We start from the raw sequence: 20197 nt of genomic DNA on the forward strand, positions 1-20197 counted from the left end.
CTCTGCCCGAACTTGTCTGACCAAGTTCCACCAACATTCTTCCGCCGGACAGCCCGACCCGATACCTATGTCCCACCCCATGGCGCACCGCCATGGCTCCCACCCTCACCACGACACGAGGTATCCCATGGCACTGCGCTGGAGCACCCTCGGCGGGCTGCTCGCCACCCTCCCCCTCGTCGGCGCACTGACCGTCGCCACCCCCGGCACCGCCCAGGCGGCGGGCGGCAGCGGCAACCTGATCGTCAACGGCGACGCGGAGACCGGCGGTTACTGCACCAACGACTGGAGCGCGGCCAGTACCGTCCCCGGCTGGACGGTCCAGGCCGGCGGCATCGACTCCGTGTGCCACTCGGTGGGCTCCTTCGGCCTGCCGACCGACGGCCGGACGCCCGGCAAGGCCTTCTTCGGGCCGGGCAACTTCGGGGACGGCTCGATGGCGCAGACCGTCGACGTCTCCTCGGCGGCCACCGCGATCGACGGCGGCGCGGTGCACTACAACCTCTCCGGCTGGCTGGGCGGTTGGGCCGCCTACAGCGGCTACGTCGCCGTCAGCCTGCACTTCCGGGACGGCGGCGGCCGCCCGCTCGGCGCGACCGCCAAGCTGCCGACCGTCTCCGCGACCGACCGCGGCCTGAGCACCCAGTTCCTCTCCCGCAGCGCCACCGGGGCCGTCCCGGCCGGCACCCGGTCCGTCCAGGTCGAGGTCCAGTTCCTCTCCACCTCGAACGAGACCGGCTACCTGGACAACCTCTCGCTCACCCTCGACACCCCGGTCACCGCGCCCGCGCCGGTCACGCCGCCCGCCTCGGCCGTACCGGGCTACGACCACGTGTTCGTCGTCATGATGGAGAACACCGACTACTCCCAGATCATGAACGACCCGGCGGACACGCCGTTCATCCACAGCCTGATGTCCCAGGGCGCCACCCTCACCGACTCCCACGGCGTCTACCACCCGAGCGACGAGAACTACCTCGCCGTCGCCGGCGGCGACACCTACACCAAGGGCGCCACCTACTGGCCCAACATCAACTCACCCCAGCGCAACCTCGGTGACACCATCGAGGAGGCCGGCAAGAGCTGGAAGGCCTACGAGCAGGGCATGGGCACGCCCTGCAACACCAACAAGAACAACGACAGCTACTACGAGCCCGACGACGCGCCGTTCATCAACTACACGGACATCAGCGGCAATCCGGCCCGCTGCGCGGCGCACCTCTTCGACACCTCGCAACTCACCACCGACCTGCAGTCGGCCGCCACCACCCCGAACTTCTCCTGGATCGCGGCCGACGACTACTACGACGGCGAGGCCTCCGGAAACGGCAACGCCACCAGCCTGAAGGCCCAGGACGGCTGGCTGAAGCAGACCCTCGCCCCCGTGCTCGCCTCCCCGGCCTGGACCCAGCAGCGCTCGCTGCTCCTGCTGACCTGGGACGAGAGCGAGAGCGAGGGCTACAACCACCTCGCCACCGTCGTCGTCGGCTCGCAGGGCACCGTCCCGGCCGCCACCAGCAGCCCGCTGCACTACGACCACTACGGCATCGGCCGCACCGTCGAGGCCGCCCTCGGGCTGCCGGGGCTGACCGGCAACGACACCTACGCGACGCCCCTCAACGCCGCCTTCGCGCCGTCCACCGCGACCCGGCCGACCCTGACCGGCGACCTCGCCGCCGTGACCAACGGAGGCAACGCCACCCTCCGCTACGCCCTGCCGAACACCTCGCAGGTCAGCGCGAAGAACTGGGTCGGCGTCTACCCGGCGGGCGTCACCCCCGGCTCGCGGTCCGCGCTGACCTGGGCCTACACGCCGAACCAGAGCGGCGCCGTCACCCTGTCCACCGGCAAGCTCAACGGCGCGGGCACGTACGACGCGTACTACCTCGCCAACGACGGCTACTCGGTGCTGGCCGGCCCGTTCCCCCTGACCGTCGGCTGACGCCCCCGGCGGCCGACGCCCCCGGGCCGCCCCCGGCCCTCACTGGGCCTGCACGACGGACGGCGACGGCTCGGCGCGGTGATCGCGCCGAGCCGTCGCCGTCGGTGCGGGCGACGCGGTTTCAGCCGAGGGGCTTGTCGACGACGGCCTTGGCGTGGCTGAACGTCTCGATCGAGTACTCGCCGTGGTAGCGGCCCATGCCGCTCTCGCCGACGCCGCCGAACGGCAGGTCGGGCATCGCCAGGTGCGAGACCGGCAGGCCGAAGCTGAGCGCGCCCGAGGAGGTCTCCTCGGTCAGCCGCCGCTTGGTGTCCGCGGACTCGGTGAAGGCGTACAGGGCGAGCGGCTTGTCGCGCTCGTTGATGAACGCGATCGCCGCGTCGAGGTCGGCGACGGCCAGGACGGGCAGGATCGGGCCGAAGATCTCGGCGGTCATCACCGGGGCGGTCGCGGGGACGTCGGTGAGGACGGTCGGGGCGAGGTAGCGGGTGTCGCGGTCGTGCTCGCCACCGATGACGGTCCGCCCGTCGCCGAGCAGCGCGCTGAGGCGGTCGAAGTGGCGCTCGTTGACGATCCGCCCGTAGTCCGCGCTCTCGGCCGGGTTCTCGCCGAACAACTCCCGTACCGCGTCCGCCAGTTCCCGCTCCAGGGTGGCGGCCGTGTCGCCGACGGCGAGGACGTAGTCGGGGGCGACGCAGGTCTGGCCGGCGTTGAGGAACTTGCCGCGGGCGATCCGCCGGGCAGTGACGGCGAGGTCGGCGCCGGGATCGACCACGACCGGGCTCTTGCCGCCGAGCTCCAGGGTGACCGGGGTGAGGTGCTTGGCGGCGGCAGCCATGACGATCCGCCCGACCGCGCCGTTGCCGGTGTAGAAGATGTGGTCGAAGCGCTGCTCCAGCAGGGCGGTGGTCTCCGGGACGGCGCCCTCGACGACCGCGACGGTCTCCTCGCCGAGGTAGCGCGGCAGCAGCTCGGCGATGGCCGCGGAGGTCGCGGGGGCGAGCTCGCTGGGCTTGACGAGGACGGTGTTCCCGGCGGCCAGGGCGCCGACCACCGGGGCCAGGGCCAGCTGGAGCGGGTAGTTCCAGGGCGCGATGATCAGCACCACGCCCAGCGGGTCGCGGACGACCCGGGCGTCGGCCGGGCGGAAGACCTCCGGTACGGCGGCCGGCCTCGGGCGCAGCCACTCCGCCAGGTGCGTCACGGTGTGGTCGAGTTCGTTGAGCGTGAAGCCGATCTCGGTGCGGTACGCCTCGGTGGCGTTCTTGCCGAGGTCGGCGTGGAGGGCCTGCTGGAAGACCTCGGCCTGCTCGGTGAGCAGGGCGCGCAGGGCGGCCAGCTTGTCCAGGCGCCAGGCGAGCGGCCTGGTCCGGCCGGAGTCGAACTCGGCCCGCAGTCGGGCGACCACTGAAGGAATGCTGTCGTGCATGGGGGGCTCGCGGTCCTTGAGGGGTGGTGCGCAACGTGCACACATGGAAGTTTCATCACGTGAAGCAATGGACAAGAGCGACACTAAGGATGAAAGGTTGAGTTTGTCAAGCATTTGCCCCGGCGCCGCACGGTGAATCCGGCGGATCCGGCGACTCCGGACTCACCCGCTCCGGCCTCACCGCTCCGGCTCACCGCTCGGGGAAGCTGAAGGTGTAGCCGTTGGCCTTGAGCCAGGGCAGGAGCTGCTCCAGGGCCTCCACGGTCTGCGCACGGTTGCCGCCGCCGTCGTGGAGGAGGACGGTGGGGCCGCGGCGCAGCTGCTCCTTGGCGGGTCTCGACGATCCTGTCGGCGCCGGGACGTTCGAAGTCACGGGTGTCGACGTTCCAACCGAGCGGGCGCAGGCCGTTGGCCGCCGCTATCTGCCGGCTCTCGGGGGTGAACGCGCCACCGGGCGCCCGGTAGTAGTCCACCGCGGCACCGCCGGTGGCCTCCCGGATCATCCGCAGGCCGTCGACTATCTCCTTCTCCTGATAGCCGACGTCCTTGTGGTCGCCGCCCGGCAGGTCCTGCGACCGGTCCGGGCGCTCGGCGACGCCGCCCACGACCTCGCCCAGGGCAAGCTCGACACCCGCCTCACCGTCACCGGACACGACGAACTCGCCCAGCTCTCCAAGACCTTCAACCACACCGCGCGCACCCTCCAGGGCACCATCGAGGAACTGCGCGCCGTCGAGTCCCAGGGCCGGCAGTTCGCCGCCGACGTCTCCCACGAACTGCGCACCCCGCTCGCCGCCATGCTCGCCGTCACCGACATCCTCGACGAGGACGCCGAACACCTCCCCGCCGACACCGCCACCGCACTCCGGATGATCAGCAACGAGACCAACCGCCTCACCCGGCTCGTCAACGACCTCATCGAGATCTCCCGCCTCGACGCCGGCGCCGCCCCGCTGCGCGCCGAGGACGTCGACGCGGCGACCGCCGTCCGCGACACCCTCGACCTGCGCGGCTGGAGCAACCGGGTCGAACTCGCCCTGCCCGCCGCCCTGCCCGTACGCCTCGACCCGCGCCGCTTCGACGTCATCGTCGCCAACCTCGTCGGCAACGCGCTGCGCCACGGCCGCCCGCCCGTCCGGCTGACCCTGCGGGCGGCCGACGACGACCTCGTGCTGACCGTCACCGACCGGGGGCCGGGCATCCCGCCCGGCGAACTGCCGCACCTGTTCGACCGGTTCTACAAGGCGGACAGGGCCCGTCGGCGCTCCGAAGGCAGCGGGCTCGGCCTCGCCATCGCCCAGGAGAACGCCCGGCTGCACGGTGGGCTCATCGAGGCCGCCAACTCCCCGGGCGGCGGAGCGGTGTTCACCCTCGTCCTGCCGCGCGGCATCACCACGATCGTCGCGGAGGACCGGACATGACCGCTCGCCCTCGCCTCCTGCCCCTGGCCGCTGCCGCCGCGCTGCTGCCGGTGCTGTCGCTGCTCGGCGGCTGCTCGATCGCCACCACCGACCCCGTGAAGAGCGGCCGGCCGGCCACCGGGATCCAGCCGGGGACCAGGCTCTACTTCCTCGACCAGCACGGCATCCGCCTGACCATCCGGCCCGGCGCCCAGCGCGAGAGCCTCCAGCAGACCCTCGACACCCTGGTCACCGGCCCCGACCGGGCCGAGCAGCACGCCGGCCTCTACAGCGACCTGCCCCCCAACGCCCGTGTCCAGGCGACGGCCGCCCCGGGCACCGTCACCCTGCGGCTGTCCTGGCCCGCCGCACAGCTGTCCGCGCCCGCCATCCAGCAACTCGTCTGCACCGCCGAGGACGCCCCCGCGGAGGCCGGACCGCCGCCGAAGATCGCCATCGTCAGCAGCGACGCACCCTCCGCCTTCCAGCAGCAGTGCGACCTGCACCGCACCGGCTGACCGGCACCCGCGCCCGCACCGACGGGCCCGGCGCGCCGCCCGTTGCCCGGCGCCCGAGGTGAGGCCGGGCCCCTCCCCCGCGGCAGGGGCCCGGCCGGCTCGGGCGGTCCGGGCCGGTCAGGCCAGCGCCCGGCGGGCCTCGGCGATCCGGCCCGGATCCCAGCCGCGGCGCGGGACGGAGTCCAACAGCAGCCGGGTGTAGGCGTGTTGCGGATCGGTGAGCACCCGGACGGTCGGCCCGGTCTCGACGACCCGTCCGGCCCGCAGGACGGCGACCTCGTCGGTCAGGTGCCGCACCACCGCGAGGTCGTGGCTGACGAACAGGAAGGCGATCCCGGACTCGCGGCGGATCCCGGCGAACAGGTCCAGGATCTGCGCCTGGATCGACACGTCGAGCGCGGCCACCGCCTCGTCCAGGATCAGCACCCGCGGTTCGGCGGCCAACGCCCGTGCGATGGCGACGCGTTGGCGCTGTCCGCCGGAGAGCCGACGGGGCAGGGCGGCGGCCTCGCGCTCGCCGAGGCCGACCTGGTCGAGGAGTTCGGCGACCCGGCGGCGGCGGGCGGCCGGATCGAGCGCGCAGTGCAGCCGCAGCACCTCCTCGACGCAGGCGCCGACCGGGATCCGCGGGTCGAGGGACACGTACGGGTCCTGGAAGACCAGTTGGACGCCGCGGGCCCGGGCCAGTCGCTCGGCGCGGCCCCGGGGCCGCGCCGAGCGGTCCGCGCCGTCCAGGTGAACGGTGCCCCCGTCGGGTCGCTCCAGCCCGACGAGCATGCGGGCGGTGGTGGTCTTGCCGCAGCCGGACTCCCCGACGATGCCGAGCGAGCCGCCGGGCGGCAGGGTGAAGGAGACTCCGTCCACCACCGGGCGGGCGCCGAAGTTCTTGCGAAGTCCCCTGACCACCAGGCCGGTTGAGTCGGTCACGGCAGGATCCCCTCGTCGGCGCGCAGGCAGGCGGCGAGGCCGTCGCCGCACGGGCGGAGCGCAGGCCGTTCGGCCGAGCAGCGCGGTTCGGCGAAGGCGCAGCGCGCGGCGAACGCGCAGCCGGGTGGTGCCTCGGCGAGCGAGAGCGGGCGGCCGGGGACCGGTTCGGGGGGTGGGGCGTCGGGGTCGATCCGGGGGGTGCAGGCGAGCAGCCCGGCGGTGTAGGGGTGGCGGGGGTGCGCGAACAGGTCGTCGGTCGCCCGGGTCTCGACGATCCGGCCGGCGTACATGACGTGGATCCGGTCGCAGACGGCGGCGGCGAGTTCCAGGTCGTGGGTGACGAACAGCAGTCCGGTGCCGCGCTCGGCCTGTAGGCGGGTGAGGATGGCGATCACCTCGGCCTGGGTGGTGACGTCCAGGGCGGTGGTGGGTTCGTCGGCGATCAGCAGCTCGGGTTCGCCGGCGAGGGCGGCGGCGATGACGACCCGTTGGAGCATGCCGCCGGAGAACTCGTGCGGGTGGCGGCGCAGGGCGCCGCGCGGGTCCTCGATGCCGACGGCGTCGAGGAGTTGCTCGGCCCGGGCGGTGGCCTGGTCGGCGGGGGTGCCCGCGGCGCGCAGGCCCTCGGTGAGGAAGTCGCCGATCCGGCGCAGCGGGTTGACGGCGGCGCGCGGGTCCTGGAACACCATGGCGACCTGGCGGGCCCGGAGTTCGCGCAGGCCGGGGCGGTCCAGGGTGAGCACGTCGCGGCCGCGGACCCGAACCTGTCCCTCGGCGCGGGCGCCTTCGGGCAGCAGGCCGAGGATGCTGCGGCAGGCGACGGACTTGCCGGAGCCGGACTCGCCGACCAGGCCGACGGTTTCCCCCGCGGCGACGTGCAGCGAGACGCCGTCCAGGATCGGCCGGGCGGCCCGGCCGGCGGGCAGCAGGACGCTCAGGCCGTCGATCTCCAGCAGCGGGCGGTCCTGCCGAGACGTCACGTCAGCGTTCCTCATGTCGGCGCTCCTCATGTCGGCGCTCCTCATGTCAGCGCTCCCGTCGGGCGAGCCGGTCGGCGATGCCCTCGCCGACGATGCCGAAGGCGACCACGGCCAGCACGATGCACACCGACGGTGCGAGTGCGGGCAGCATGGCGCCCTGCTGGAGCGCGGCCTCGCCGTCGTTGATCATCGCGCCCCAGTCGGCGGCGGGCGGCTGTACGCCGAAGCCGAGGAAGGAGAGTGCGGCGAGGTCCATCAGGGCGTAGCCGAAGTTGATCGCCGACTGCGCGAGCACGGTCGGCGCGATGTTGGGCAGCAGGTGCCGGGTACAGATCGTCCACCCGGACCAGCCCTGCACCCGGTAGGACTCCAGGTACGGCCGGGCCTTCTCCTGCCGGGCGAGCCCGCGCACCAGGCGGCCCACGTACGGGGTGTAGGCGACGGACATGGCGATCACGGGCGCGGTCAGGCCCGTTCCGCCGACGGCCACGAACATGATCGCGAGCAGCAGCCCGGGGACCGAGAAGACCAGGTCCAGCGCCCGGGACAGCAGGGCGTCGACCCAGCCGCCGCGCCAGCCGGCCACCGTGCCGAGCAGCAGGCCGAGCGCCGTGGAGAGGCCGACGACCAGCAGCGGGCCGAGCAGTCCGGTGCGCGCGCCGTACAGCAGGCGGGAGAGTACGTCCCGCCCCGACTGGTCGGTGCCGAGCAGGTGGTCGGCGCTGCTGCCGAGCAGCGAGGACTGCAGGTCCAGCGCCTCCGGGTCGTACGGGGCGATCAGCGGCGCCAGGGCGGTGACCAGGACGAGCGCGCCGAGCAGGAGTACGGCGGCGGTGAACAGTGGTCCGTTGCCGAGGAGTTGCAGGCGGCGCGGCAACGGGCGGCGCAGCGGTCGGACGGGCGCGGTGGCGGTCATTCGGCACCTCCTCGGGCCAGGGACACGCGCGGGTCGATCAGCGGGGCGAGCAGGTCGACCACCAGGTTGACGAGGACGAAGCCGAGGACGGTCAGCAGGGTGACGGCCTGGACGACCGGGAAGTCCTTGGCCGTCACGGACTGCACCAGCAGCTGGCCGACGCCGGTCACGTTGAAGGCGGTCTCCACGATCGACGTGCTGACCAGCAGCCCTGCCAGCGTCGTCCCGCCGACGGTGACGATCGGCCCGAGGGCGCCTCGCAGCACGTGCCGACGGATCACCGTGGGCTCGGGGACGCCGCGCGAGCGGGCCACCTCCACGTGCTCGCGGCCGAGTTCGTCCAGCATCGCCGAGCGGGTCACCCGGGCGAGCAGTCCGGCGAGGGTGACGGCGAGGGCGACGGCGGGCAGGGTCAGGTGGTAGAGCCGGTCACCGAACCCGGTGCCGGTGGAGCCCGGGCCGGGGAACCAGCCGAGCTGCACGGCGAACAGCGAGACCAGGCCGATCGCGGTGACGAACGGCGGGGTGGCGGTGGCCACACCGGTGCCGATCAGCACCACCCGGTCGGCGACGCCGGGCCGCAGCGCCGCCAGCACGCCGGTCAGCACGCCGCCGACGCAGACCAGCACCGCCGCGTACCCGACCAGCAGCGCGGTGCCGGGCAGCCGGGAGCCGATCAGCGAGCCGACGTCCTGGCGGAACTGGACCGAGCGGCCGAAGTCGCCGTGCAGCACGTTGCCGAGCCACTTCAGGTACTGCACGAGGAAGGGCTCGTCCAGGTGGTACTGGGCGGCGATGGCGGCCCTGGCCTCCGGTGTCGCCGGATGGCCCTTGAGCAGGAAGGACACCGGGTCCCCGGGGGCGAGGTGCACGGCACTGAAGACCAGGAAGGAGGTCACCAGCAGCACCGCCGCCAGCCCGAGGAGCCGGCCGAGCAGGTATCCGGTCATCAGCGCGCGGAGCCGATCGTCGCGGCCCACGGGTAGTAGAGCTGGGCGATGCCGGCCGGGGCACCGGTGATCCGGCTGCCGAGGAAGACGGAGAACGGCGCCTCGTACAGCGGGATGGAGGGCAGTTCGCGGACGGCGATCTGCTGCAGCTTGGCGGTGAGGTCGGCGCGGGCGCCGGGGTCGGTCGCGGCGACGGCCTGGTCGTAGAGGGCGTCGAACTCGGGGTCCGACCAGTTGGCGTAGTTGCCGAAGTCCCCGGTGTGCAGGGACTGGTAGAACTCCAGCGGATCCGGGGTGTTGTCGTAGCCGTTGGTGACGACCAGGTCGAGGCCGGCCCGGGCGGCGGGGTCGGTGAACAGCGCCGAGTAGGCGTCCGGCGAGACCGGCCGCAGTTCGACGTCCAGGCCGATCTGCCGGCCGGCGGCCTGTACGGCGTTGCCGACGACGCTGATCTCGGGGGCGAGCGAACTGGTCGCCATCACCACCTTCTTGCCGCTCGCGCCGGCGTCCCGGACGAGCTTGCGGGCGCCGTCCACGTCGTGGACCGGGGCGGGCAGGGCGGCGAAGTAGCCGGCCGTACGCTCCGGCGCGATCCCCCAAGCCCCCTGTGCGGCCGGGGCCTTGGCGGGAACGCCGATGCCTCCGGCGGCGGACTTGATGATGCCGTCGCGGTCCAGCGCCATGGAGAGTGCCTGACGGACCCTCAGATCGCCGAGTGCGCCATGGAGGTCGAGCACGGCGAGGTCGGCGGCAGCGGTGTTGGGGCCGAAGTAGACCTTGCCTCGGGAGGAGCCCTGGATCTGCACCAGCGAGCTGGACGGCACCATGTAGCCGCCGTCCACGGCGCCGGAGAGCCAGCCGCTCGCGCGGGCGGAGGCGTCCGCGATGAACACGAACTTCACGCTGTCGGCCTTCGGGGCAAGGGAGTTGTCCCAGTAGGCCGGGTTCCTCTTCAGGGTGATGCTCTCGCCCTGGGCCCAGGTGTCGATCGCGTACGGGCCGGTGCAGTCCACCCCGCCCTTCGGGCTGCCGTAGTCCTTGCCGGCCCTGGCGAGGTAGGCGGCGCTCTCGATGGTGCCGGGCGAGGCGGCGAGCAGTTCGTTGAGCAGCACGTCGGGCTTGGTGAGCGTGATGGTGACTTCCAGCGGCCCGGACTTGGTGATCGAGGCGACGTTCTTGAAGGCGCTGGCCCAGGAGGAGCCGGTGGCCGGGTCCATCTGCCGGGTCAGCGAGGCGACCACGTCGTCGGCGGTCATCGTCGCGCCGTCGTGGAACTTCACGCCCTCGCGCAGGGTGTACACCCAGGTCAGCGGGTCCGGGTTGGCGGACTTCAGGGCGAGGCCGGGCTCGATCTTCATGTCCGGTGTGACGCGGAAGAGTTGTTCGCAGACGTTGGCCAGCACGGTGTTCGGCGGGTAGTCGTAGGCGAGTGCGTAGTCGAGCGACTGCGGCTCGGCGTAGAGCGACCAACTGAACGACGGGAGCGAGCCCTTGGGCGGCGGGGTGAGGGCGGCGACCTGGTAGCCGGAGGTGCCGTCGGCGTTCGCGGCGTGCTTGGCGGTGGCACCGGAACAGGCGGTCGCGGTCATCGCGACCAGGAGCGAACCGGCGGCGAGCAAGGTGGTGGATCTGGAGCGGCGCGGGAGAAGGCGCACGGCAAGCCCACCCCTTTCTGAGTCGTGGGGGGCTGGGAGTTGCAGTGGAGTATTGATGCGGGAACGTTCCCGCACAAGCCTTTGCGGGAACGATTTTCCAAAGGTCGTGACTCTGCCGCGACTCCTGCGTCGACTACTGACGAACGCCCGTCCGGACTGGCAGCATCGGCACATGACGCACACCCCGCGCGGCGGCGACCCGACCTCCGCACCCCGGATCCGCCTGGTCGATGTCGCCCGCGAGGCCGGCCTCTCCAAGACCACCGTCTCCGCCGCGCTCAATGGCACCGGCCGGATGTCCGACACCGTCCGCGAACGCGCCCGCGAGGCCGCCCGCCGCCTCGGCTACCGGCCCAACGCCGCCGCCCGGCTGCTGCGCGCCGGCCACGCCCGGCTGATCGGCTACGCCGTCGGCGAGTACGCGCGCGACCCCGGGTCGTACATGAGCTCCCCCTACTTCGCCCAACTCACCAGCGCCACCGCCCACGCGGCGCTCCGGCACGGCTACGCCCTGGTCCTGCTGCCCGCCCGCTCCGCACCGGAGGAGTGGGCCGACCTGCCGCTCGACGCCGCCATCGTCGCCGACCCTCTCGACGACGACCCGCTCGTCGAGGACTTCATCGCCGCCCGCATCCCGCTGTGCACCGACCGCTCCGTCGAGGGCCGCCCCGGCACCCACTGGGTCGACGTGGACGCCGACGGCGCGATCCGCGAAGTCCTCGACCACCTGCGGGAACAGGGCGCGCGCCGGATCGCCGTCGTCCTGCCCGGCACCGTCACCCGCTTCCACACGGCCGTCGCGGACACCTACCGGCGCTGGTGCGGCGAGCACGGCGCCGAGCCCCGGCTCGTGCGGACCGACGGGCCCGGGGACGGGCCGGTGGTCGCCGCCCTCGAACGGCTGCTGAACGGCCCCGGGCGATCGACCGGCGCCGGGCCCGACGCCCTCTTCGTCCTCGCCGAGGCCACGCCGCCGCTCGTCCTCGACGCCGTCCGGCGGACCGGACTGACCGTCCCCGGCGACCTGCTGCTGGTCTGCGCGAGCGAGGAGGCCTCTGCCGCCCACACCCACCCGCCGGTCACCACGCTCAGCCTCAAACCCGCGCTCATCGCAGAGAAGGGCATCGAGCTGCTGATGGCCGCCCTGGAGAGCGGCAGCCGGGAACCCACCGGCGCGCTCGTCCCCACCCGGCTGGACATCCGCGCCTCCTCGCTGCTGCGCGACGGCGGTTGAGCCGGCGCCCCGCGCCCGCCCCGACACGGTCCGGCCCCGGGGAGACACAGGCTCCGCCGGGGCCGGACACGGACAGCCGGCCGGTCGCCGGCCCGACTGTCAGGGGTACTGCCGTCAGGGGCAGTGCTTCCAGGCGAGGTGGTAGACGGTGTTGATGTCGCCGTCCGTCGAGTCCATGGTCATGAAGCTGGTGGTGTGGTTCGGGTCCGAGCTCCCGGCCGCGACCCGCAGCTCGGTGTTGATGTTGAAGTTGCGCTCCTCGCCGCAGGGCGCGAAGACCAGGGCCGCGATGTCGACGGTGTCGGTCGCCTGCCAGCTGTCGTCCCTCGGGCCGGCGAAGCGGTGGTTCTGGTAGGCGGTCTCGGACTGGCCCTGGAAGTAGTAACTCGCCCGCTGGGTACCGGTCGAGCCCTTCTCCAGGTGGGCGAAGCCGCGGTAGTCGGCGGAGGCGATCGCGTAGGTGAAGCCCTGGGGTACGTGCACGCGGAGGTTGAGCTGGCAGTTCTTCCGGAAGTCGGTCGGCTTGGAGCCCACCCCCACCTGGGCGAGGTAGTCGCTGTAGGTGACGGTGAAGGCGGTGTTGTCCGGGGAGACGGCCACGGCGGCCGTTCCCGCCGGACAGCCGGAGCCGTTGACGGTGGCGACGTCGATGACGATCCGGTCCGGCGGGGTCGGGAGCGAGTCGACGCCGAAGGCCGACGGGCCGGACAGCGATGCGGCGACGGCGGTCGCGACGGCCAGCGCGCGGAGCAGCATGGGCTTCCCCTTCGATCGTGCACGGAGTCGGGGCCGGCGCGGTGTGGTGCGGGCCGAGCGGAGCCCCTGATTTGACATGGATATGTCAGCACATTCGAGGGCCGACGCCTAGGGTCGCGACACGGGCGTGCCCGACCATCCGGCACCGGCCGCCCCGCAGGGCGAACTCCGCCTCAGGAGCCCGAGTTGACGGACCAACGGCGCACGGTGGCGAGGTCCTCGGCGATCGCCGCGGCGGCCTCCCGCAGGGGCGGCAGGAAGGTGGCGAGCGTCTCGGCCGGGGTGCCCCGGCCCGCGTGCAGCGCGAGGTTGACGGCGGCGACGACCCGGCCGCGCCCGTCGTGGACGGGGGCGGCGAGGGAGCACAGCCCTTCCTCCAGCTCCTGGTCGACCAGGGCGTAGCCGTCGCGGGCGGCGGACCGGATGGCCGCGGTGAGTGCGCCGGGATCCGTCACGGTGCTCTCGGTGAACCGACTGAGCGTCATATGAGCGAGGTGGCACGCCAGTTCCTCCTCACTCAGGGCGCCGAGCAGGACCCGCCCCATCGAGGTCGGGTACGCCGGGAGCCGGGTGCCGACGGCGAGGTCGAGGCGCATGATGCGGGTGGTGGGGACGCGGGCGACGTAGCGGATGTCCGGGCCGTCCAGGACGGCCATCGAGGCCGATTCGTGGACACTGCGCACCAGGTCGATCAGGTGCGGCTCGGCGATCTCGGCCGGAGCGAGGCCCGACAGTCTCGCGTAGCCGAGGTCGAGTACGCGCGGCAGGAGGCGGAACCCCTCGCCGTCGGCCGCCACGTAGCCGAGGTGCTGGAGGGTGATCAGGGACCGGCGGGCGGTGGCGCGCGGCAGGCCGGTCGCGCGGGCCACGGCCGCGAGCGGCTGGCCGCCGGGCGCGGTGCCGAGGGCGAGCAGCACGTCGAGCCCGCGGGCGAGTGACTGGAGGAAGCCGGAGCCGAGCTCCTCCTTGAGCCGACGGCCCGGCGGGAGCGGCGCGAGCCCGGCCGCCACCGGCACCGGTCGGGCCAGTCGCTGCTCCATCTCCCGTGCCGAATCCAGGAGTTGGGGCAGGACGTACGCGGCGAGCGAGTCGGCGTCGTGCCGGCTGGTGTGGCTGACGACGCTGACCGCGCAGACGGCCGCACCGGCCGGGTCGAGGACCGGCACGGCGACGGCGACCAGCCCGGGTTCGATCAGCTGGTCGTCGACCGACCGGCCCCGCGCACCGGCGGACCGCGCCCGCTCCCGGAACTCGGCCTCGTCGACGTCCCGCGCGGGCACCACCGCGAAGCCCTCGCCGGCCGGAGCGGCCCCGTCGGCCGGACCGCCGCCGCGGGCCGGGTCGCCCTGACGGCGCCGCAGCCACGCGTCCCACTGCGCGTCGTCCCACCCGGCGGCGAACAGCGCACCCGGGGCGCAGCGTTCGGCCGGCAGCAGGTCGCCGATGCGGAAGGAGACGGCCATGGTGCGGCGCCGGGTGGCCTGGACGACGAAGCGGGCGCCGTCCTGGTCGGGGACGGCGATCGAGACGGACTCGTCGAGGCGGTCGGCGAGTTCGACGGCGAGCGGGCCGAGGAGTTCCGGAAGGCGGCTGCCGGCCAGGTAGGCGTTGCCGAACTCGGCCGCCCGGGGCGCCAGGACGAGGTCGCGCCCGTCGGACCGCAGGTACCCGAGCCGGACCAGCGTGGTGGCGATCCGGTCGACGGTGGAACGGGCGAGGCCGGTGGCGCGGGCCAGATCGCTGGGGCGCTGACGCGGGGCCGGGTCGGCGGCCATGGCGCGCAGCAGGGCGAGGCCGCGCTCCAGCGGGCCGACGGCCTCCTCGGGCACGGCAGCGGGCACCGCAGCGGGCGCGGCGGTGGGCGCGGCAGCGGAGGCGGTGGGCACAAAAGCAGGCTCGGAGGCGACTTCGGGCTGCAACGGATTCTCCTCACACGCCCATTGACAGGCATCGGACCCGGGCGCACACTCTGCGCACTCACGATTCCGAACGATAGTTCACCAGGCGAACAGGGGCAAGGAATGGACAAACTGGTGGCCTCACCCGAGGAGGCCGTCGCCGACATCGGGGACGGCGCCTCGCTCGCCGTCGGGGGCTTCGGCCTCAGCGGCGTCCCGGACGTCCTGATCCGGGCGCTGTACGCACGCGGCTGCGGCGGGCTGAGCGTGGTGTCCAACAACTGCGGCGTGGACGGCGGCGGCCTCGGCGTGCTGCTCGCGGCCGGGCGGATCGGCCGGGTCACCGGCTCGTACGTCGGCGACAACAAGGAGTTCGCCCGCCGCTACCTCAGCGGCGAGCTGGAGCTGGAGCTCACCCCGCAGGGCACCCTCGCCGAGCGGCTGCGCGCGGGCGGCAGCGGCATCCCCGCGTTCTTCACCCCGGCGGGCGTCGGCACCCTGGTCGCCGAGGGCGGCCTGCCGTGGCGCTACGCCCCGGACGGCGGCGTCGCCGTCGCCTCCCCGCCCAAGGAGGTGCGCGAGTACGACGGCCGCGCGTACGTGCTGGAGCGCGGCATCACCACCGACTTCGCCCTGGTCCGCGCGGCCCGGGGCGACCGGCACGGCAACCTCGTCTTCGCCAGGGCGGCCCGCAACTTCAACCCGCTCGCCGCGATGGCCGGCCGGGTGACCGTCGCCGAGGTCGAGGAGCTGGTCGAGCCCGGCGAGCTGGGGCCCGACGAGATCCACCTGCCCGGCGTCTTCGTGCAGCGCGTCGTCGCGCTGACCCCGGAGCAGGCCGCCGCCAAGGGCATCGAGCGAAGGACGGTGCGCAGCGCATGAGTTGGAACAGGAACGAGATGGCGGCCCGTGCCGCGCGCGAGCTGGCCGACGGCTGGTACGTCAACCTCGGCATCGGCCTGCCCACCCTGGTGCCGGGCTTCCTGCCGCCGCACGTGGACGTCGTCCTGCACTCGGAGAACGGGCTGCTCGGCGTGGGCCCGTACCCGACCGAGGACGAGGTGCACCCGGACCTGATCAACGCGGGCAAGGAGACGGTGACGGTGCTCCCGGGCGCGTCCTTCTTCGACTCCTCGCTCTCCTTCGGCATGATCCGCGGCGGTCACATCGACGCGGCGGTCCTCGGCGCCATGCAGGTGTCGGCGGCGGGGGACCTGGCCAACTGGATGATCCCCGGGAAGATGGTCAAGGGCATGGGCGGGGCGATGGACCTGGTCCACGGCGCCCGGCGGGTGATCGTGCTGATGGAGCACACCGCCAAGGACGGCTCGCCGAAGATCGTCCCCGAGTGCACCCTGCCGTTGACCGGCCGCGGGTGCGTGGACCGGATCATCACCGACCTCGGTGTCCTGGACGTGACACCCGAGGGGCTCGTCCTGGTGGAGACCGCGCCCGGCGTGAGCGCCGAGGACCTACGGGGACGGACCGCTGCGCCGGTGCGGATCGAGGTGCCGCGATGACCCGCCCGGCTCACGAAGGGAATCCGGTATGACCCCCACCCCCACCCAGCACGAGATCTCCGCGCAGATCGCCGCCCGCGCCGAGGCCGCCCGCAGCGCCGCCCACCACCCCGACCGCGACTACCCGCCCTACCGCAGCAGCGCCCTGCGCCACCCCCGGCAGCCGCTCGTCCCGGTCCACGACCCGGAGGCGGTCGAGCTGTCCGGCCCGGCCTTCGGCCGCACCGACGTCACCGACCTCGACCACGACCTGACCCGGCAGCACACCGGCGAACCGCTCGGCGAGCGGATCACCGTCACCGGCCGGGTCCTCGAGCGCACCGGACGGCCCGTCACCGGCCAGCTGGTGGAGATCTGGCAGGCCAACGCGGCCGGCCGCTACGCCCACCAGCGCGACCAGCACCCGGCGCCGCTGGACCCCAACTTCACCGGCGTCGGGCGCTGCCTGACCGACGACCGGGGCCGCTACCGGTTCACCACCGTGAAGCCGGGCGCCTACCCGTGGGGCAACCACACCAACGCCTGGCGCCCCGCGCACATCCACTTCTCCCTGTTCGGCACCGCGTTCACCCAGCGCCTGGTCACCCAGCTCTACTTCCCGGGCGATCCGCTGCTGCCGTACGACCCGATCCTGCAGTCCGTCACCGACCCCGACGGCCGCGCCCGCCTGGTCGCCGCGTACGACCACGAGCTGTCCGTCCCCGAGTGGTCGCTCGGCTACCGCTGGGACATCGTCCTGGACGGGCCGGGCGCCACCCGGTTCGAGGAAGGCCGCTGATGCCCTCGCCCCAGCACCCGACACCGCAGCACCCGACGCCACAGCACCCGACGCCACAGATCCCCCCGCAGCAGAGCCACGCGCCGCAGATCCCCCTGCAGCCGGGCCACGCGCTCCACCCGACCCCCGCCCAGACCGTCGGCCCGTTCTACGGCTACGCGCTGCCCTTCCCCGGCGGCCCCGAGTCCGCGCCCGCCGGACACCCCGAGGCGCTGACCCTCCACGGCACGGTGTACGACGGCGCGGGCGAGCCGATCCCCGACGCACTGCTGGAGCTCTGGCAGCCCGCCCCGGACGGCAGCCGCACCGGCGCCCCCGGCTCGCTGCGCCGCGACCCGACCAGCGGCGGCTTCGCCGGGCGCGACGGGGTGACCTTCACCGGTTTCGCCCGGGTCGCCACCGACGCCGACGGGCGGTGGGCCGTCCGCACCCTGCCGCCCGGCGGGGTGCCGTACCTGTCGCTGTGCGTCTTCGCGCGCGGCCTGCTGCACCACCTGTACACCCGGATCTACCTGCCCGGGCCCGCATCCGCTGCCGACCCACTGCTGGCCGCGCTCGCCCCCGAGCGCCGCCCCACCCTGCTCGCCCGCGAGACGGCCCCGCGCGCCTACCGCTTCGACGTCCGGCTGCAGGGGCCCGAGGAGACGGTCTTCCTTGACTTCCACTGAGACTTCCACTGGGACTTCCACTGCCCCCTCCGCCGACACCCCCTCGGCCGACACCCCCTCGGCTCCCGACGGCGCCGACCTCGGCCTGCTCTCCCCCGTCCGGGCCGGTACGGCGGTCGAGGCGGCCACCGGCGACCGGGCCTTCCTGCGCGCGCTGCTGGACGCCGAGGCCGCCCTGACCCGTGCCCAGGCCGGCCTCGGCCAGGCCCCGGCGGCGGCCGCCGAGGCCGTGACGGCCGCCGCCGCCCACGTTGAGCGCTTCGACCCGCACAGCCTCGCACTCCGCGCCCGGGCCGGCGGCAACCCGGTGATCCCGCTGGTCGCCGACCTCACCGCGGCCGTACCCGCCGAGGCGGCCCCGTACGTCCACCGGGGTGCGACCAGCCAGGACGTCCTGGACACCGCCACCATGCTGGTCGCCGCCCGCTGCCTTCCGGTGATCACCGCCGACCTGCACCGGACCGCCGATGCTCTCGGCCGGCTCGCCGCCGAACACCGGCTGACCCCGATGGCCGGCCGCACGCTCACCCAGCACGCCGTCCCGACCACCTTCGGGCTCAAGGCGGCGGGCTGGCGCAGCCTCGTGCTGGACGCCGCCGACCGGCTCGCCGCCGTCCGGCTGCCCGCCCAACTCGGCGGCGCGGCCGGCACCCTGGCGGCCTTCGACGCCCCGGACGGGATCGCCCTGATCGCCACCTACGCCCGCGAACTCGGCCTGACCGAACCGCAGTTGCCCTGGCACACGCTGCGCACCCCGATCGCCGACCTGGCCGCCGCGCTGGCCTTCACCACCGGCGCGCTCGGCAAACTCGCCGCCGACGTCCTGGTGCTGAGCCGCACCGAGATCGGCGAACTCGCCGAGGGCCGGGGCGGCGGATCCTCCGCGATGCCGCACAAGGCCAACCCGGTGGCGGCCACCCTGATCGCCTCGGCCGCCCGGCAGGCCCCGGCCCTGGCCGCCGTCCTGCTCGGTGCACTCGTCGCGGAGGACGAACGCCCGGCCGGCGCCTGGCACGCCGAGTGGCAGCCGCTGCGCGAACTGCTCCGGCTGACCGGGGGCGCGGCCGACCGGGCCGCCGAACTCTGCGGCGGCCTCCGGGTGTTCGCCGACCGGATGGGCGACAACCTCCGCCTCACCCGGGGCCTGGTGGTCAGCGAACGCCTGACCGGCGAACTCGGCGCGGTCATCGGCCGCGGCCCGGCCCGGCACCTGGTGGAGCGCGCCGCCCGCCGGGCCGCCGAGGAGGAGTCGAACCTCGCCGAGGTCCTGGCGAAGGAAGCCGCCCTGGACGGCCTGATCACCGCCGACCGGCTGCGCGAGCTGACCGACCCCGCCCACTACCTCGGGGCCGCCGGCCCGCTCGTCGACCGCGCACTGCTGCGCCGTCCCGCTCCCCCCGCCCAGGAGAACCCCTCGTGACCGCACCCCTGCACCACCGGATCGACGGCCCCCCGGACGCCCCGGTGCTGTTCCTCGGCCCCTCGCTCGGCACCTCGCTGGCCGTCTGGGACGCCCAACTGCCCGTGCTGTCCCGCCACCACCGGGTGATCCGCTTCGACCTGCCCGGCCACGGCGGCACCCCCGCCGGGATCCTGCCCGACCTGCGCGCCACCACCGTCGCGGACCTGGCCGACCTCGTCCTCGCCCTCGCCGACCACCTCGGCGTACGGCGCTTCGGCTACGCGGGTCTCTCGCTCGGCGGCGCGATCGGTGCCCACCTGGCCGTCCACCGCCCCGAGCGGGTCACCGCGCTCGCCCTGGTCTGCTCCTCGGCCCGCTTCGGCCCGGCCGACGGCTGGCGCGAACGCGCCGAACTCGTCCGCGCCAAGGGCACCGAGGCACTCGCCGCGACCGCACCCGGCCGGTGGTTCACCCCCGCCTTCGCCGGCTCACCGGCCGCCGCCGCACAGGTCGCGGACCTCTGCCGCGCGGCCCGCAGCGGCTACGCCGCCTGCTGCGAGGCACTCGCCGCGTACGACCTGCGCGCCGAACTCGCCCGGATCACCGCGCCGACCCTGGTGATCGGCGGCCGCCGCGACCCGGCCACGCCACCGGCCCACGCCCGCGAACTCGCCGACGGCATCCCCGACGCCGGCCTGCTGGAACTCGCCGACGCCTCCCACCTCGCGCCCGTCGAACAGCCGCAGGCCGTCCTCACCGCCCTGCTCGGCCACTTCAGCACCCCCGGCGACGACCAGTCCCGGCACCGCGCGGGCACCGCCGTACGCCGCCAGGTCCTGGGGGACGCCCATGTGGACCGCGCCACCGCCCGGACCACCGACTTCACCGCCGGGTTCCAGGACTTCATCACCCGCTACGCCTGGGGCGAGATCTGGACCCGCCCCGGCCTCGACCGGCGCACCCGCAGCTGCGTCACGCTCACCGCCCTCACCGCCCGCGGCCATCTGGAGGAGCTGGCACTGCACGTCCGCGCCGCCGTCCGCAACGGCCTCACCCCCGAGGAGATCGGCGAGGTGCTGCTGCAGACCGCCGTCTACTGCGGGGTGCCGGCCGCCAACGCGGCCTTCGCCACCGCCCAGCGCGTCCTCGCGGACCTCACGGACCTCACGGACCTCGGGCATCTCGCCGACTCCGCCGACCACTGACGCCCCTGACCGACACCAC

At 73.9% G+C, this 20197-nt stretch carries 18 protein-coding genes and 1 pseudogene; 10 read left to right on the plus strand and 9 right to left on the minus strand.

Features of this window, described 5'->3' with window-relative positions:
• Positions 1 to 127: 127 nt before the first annotated feature.
• Positions 128 to 1942, plus strand: a complete 1815-nt coding sequence (locus ACZ51D_RS02195) for an alkaline phosphatase family protein (protein WP_465619335.1) — start codon at positions 128 to 130, stop codon at positions 1940 to 1942.
• A 121-nt stretch (positions 1943 to 2063) separates the two neighbouring features.
• Here ACZ51D_RS02195 and ACZ51D_RS02200 read toward each other — a convergent pair whose 3' ends face one another.
• Together ACZ51D_RS02200 and ACZ51D_RS02205 are read right to left on the minus strand one after the other, a co-directional pair.
• Positions 2064 to 3371, minus strand: a complete 1308-nt coding sequence (locus tag ACZ51D_RS02200; protein ID WP_465619337.1) for an aldehyde dehydrogenase family protein — start codon at positions 3369 to 3371, stop codon at positions 2064 to 2066.
• 190 nt (positions 3372 to 3561) lie between these two features.
• Positions 3562 to 3925: pseudogene (locus tag ACZ51D_RS02205) on the minus strand (polysaccharide deacetylase family protein); the annotation flags it as partial.
• Between ACZ51D_RS02205 and ACZ51D_RS02210 the strand changes: the two are divergent.
• Positions 3920 to 4792 (plus strand): HAMP domain-containing sensor histidine kinase, encoded by an 873-nt coding sequence (locus tag ACZ51D_RS02210; protein WP_465619339.1) that lies wholly within the window; start codon positions 3920 to 3922, stop codon positions 4790 to 4792. The pseudogene ACZ51D_RS02205 and the gene ACZ51D_RS02210 overlap by 6 nt on opposite strands.
• Entirely contained in the window at positions 4789 to 5289 is a 501-nt protein-coding gene (locus tag ACZ51D_RS02215) for a GerMN domain-containing protein (RefSeq protein ID WP_465660851.1), read from the plus strand. Before ACZ51D_RS02210 ends, ACZ51D_RS02215 begins: the two co-directional genes overlap by 4 nt.
• A 117-nt stretch (positions 5290 to 5406) precedes the next feature.
• Here ACZ51D_RS02215 and ACZ51D_RS02220 read toward each other — a convergent pair whose 3' ends face one another.
• The 5 genes from ACZ51D_RS02220 to ACZ51D_RS02240 are packed head-to-tail and all read right to left on the minus strand — an operon-like array spanning position 5407 to position 10717.
• Positions 5407 to 6216, minus strand: coding sequence for an ABC transporter ATP-binding protein (locus ACZ51D_RS02220; RefSeq protein WP_465660853.1), 810 nt, complete (start codon positions 6214 to 6216; stop codon positions 5407 to 5409).
• Complete coding sequence (locus tag ACZ51D_RS02225; protein WP_465660855.1) at positions 6213 to 7211, minus strand: ABC transporter ATP-binding protein; 999 nt, start codon at positions 7209 to 7211, stop codon at positions 6213 to 6215. The genes ACZ51D_RS02220 and ACZ51D_RS02225 overlap by 4 nt, the downstream gene beginning before the upstream one ends.
• A 31-nt stretch (positions 7212 to 7242) precedes the next feature.
• Positions 7243 to 8112, minus strand: a complete 870-nt coding sequence (locus ACZ51D_RS02230) for an ABC transporter permease (protein WP_465619347.1) — start codon at positions 8110 to 8112, stop codon at positions 7243 to 7245.
• Positions 8109 to 9062 (minus strand): ABC transporter permease, encoded by a 954-nt coding sequence (locus ACZ51D_RS02235; RefSeq protein ID WP_465661047.1) that lies wholly within the window; start codon positions 9060 to 9062, stop codon positions 8109 to 8111. Before ACZ51D_RS02235 ends, ACZ51D_RS02230 begins: the two co-directional genes overlap by 4 nt.
• Positions 9062 to 10717: an ABC transporter substrate-binding protein gene (locus ACZ51D_RS02240; RefSeq protein ID WP_465660857.1), complete on the minus strand. Its 1656-nt coding sequence runs from the start codon at positions 10715 to 10717 to the stop codon at positions 9062 to 9064. Before ACZ51D_RS02240 ends, ACZ51D_RS02235 begins: the two co-directional genes overlap by 1 nt.
• Before the next feature lie 172 nt (positions 10718 to 10889).
• Between ACZ51D_RS02240 and ACZ51D_RS02245 the strand changes: the two genes are divergently transcribed.
• On the plus strand, positions 10890 to 11951 hold the full coding sequence (locus tag ACZ51D_RS02245) for a LacI family DNA-binding transcriptional regulator (RefSeq protein WP_465619351.1): 1062 nt from the start codon (positions 10890 to 10892) through the stop codon (positions 11949 to 11951).
• A gap of 114 nt (positions 11952 to 12065) precedes the next feature.
• Here the strand turns inward: ACZ51D_RS02245 and ACZ51D_RS02250 are convergent, their stop codons facing one another.
• Positions 12066 to 12707, minus strand: coding sequence for a DUF4360 domain-containing protein (locus ACZ51D_RS02250; protein ID WP_465619353.1), 642 nt, complete (start codon positions 12705 to 12707; stop codon positions 12066 to 12068).
• Positions 12708 to 12880: 173 nt separating this feature from the next.
• Entirely contained in the window at positions 12881 to 14593 is a 1713-nt protein-coding gene (locus ACZ51D_RS02255) for an IclR family transcriptional regulator domain-containing protein (protein WP_465660859.1), read from the minus strand.
• A gap of 135 nt (positions 14594 to 14728) precedes the next feature.
• Here ACZ51D_RS02255 and ACZ51D_RS02260 point away from each other — a divergent pair, with 135 nt between their 5' ends.
• From ACZ51D_RS02260 to pcaDC, 6 genes are read left to right on the plus strand one after another with little or no spacing between them, the layout of a single operon-like run.
• Positions 14729 to 15487: a CoA transferase subunit A gene (locus ACZ51D_RS02260; protein ID WP_465619357.1), complete on the plus strand. Its 759-nt coding sequence runs from the start codon at positions 14729 to 14731 to the stop codon at positions 15485 to 15487.
• Positions 15484 to 16125 (plus strand): CoA transferase subunit B, encoded by a 642-nt coding sequence (locus ACZ51D_RS02265; protein WP_465660861.1) that lies wholly within the window; start codon positions 15484 to 15486, stop codon positions 16123 to 16125. The genes ACZ51D_RS02260 and ACZ51D_RS02265 overlap by 4 nt, the downstream gene beginning before the upstream one ends.
• 28 nt (positions 16126 to 16153) lie before the next feature.
• Complete coding sequence (pcaH, locus tag ACZ51D_RS02270) at positions 16154 to 16903, plus strand: protocatechuate 3,4-dioxygenase subunit beta (protein WP_465660863.1); 750 nt, start codon at positions 16154 to 16156, stop codon at positions 16901 to 16903.
• Positions 16903 to 17571 carry a protocatechuate 3,4-dioxygenase subunit alpha gene (pcaG, locus tag ACZ51D_RS02275; protein ID WP_465660865.1) on the plus strand — a complete coding sequence of 223 codons (669 nt, stop codon included), beginning with the start codon at positions 16903 to 16905 and terminating at the stop codon, positions 17569 to 17571. Before pcaH ends, pcaG begins: the two co-directional genes overlap by 1 nt.
• Entirely contained in the window at positions 17558 to 18991 is a 1434-nt protein-coding gene (gene pcaB / locus ACZ51D_RS02280; RefSeq protein ID WP_465619363.1) for a 3-carboxy-cis,cis-muconate cycloisomerase, read from the plus strand. Before pcaG ends, pcaB begins: the two co-directional genes overlap by 14 nt.
• Positions 18988 to 20178 carry a bifunctional 3-oxoadipate enol-lactonase/4-carboxymuconolactone decarboxylase PcaDC gene (pcaDC, locus tag ACZ51D_RS02285; protein WP_465660867.1) on the plus strand — a complete coding sequence of 397 codons (1191 nt, stop codon included), beginning with the start codon at positions 18988 to 18990 and terminating at the stop codon, positions 20176 to 20178. The genes pcaB and pcaDC overlap by 4 nt, the downstream gene beginning before the upstream one ends.
• Positions 20179 to 20197: the final 19 nt, after the last annotated feature.

The organism is Kitasatospora sp. NPDC033851 (assembly GCF_055576085.1).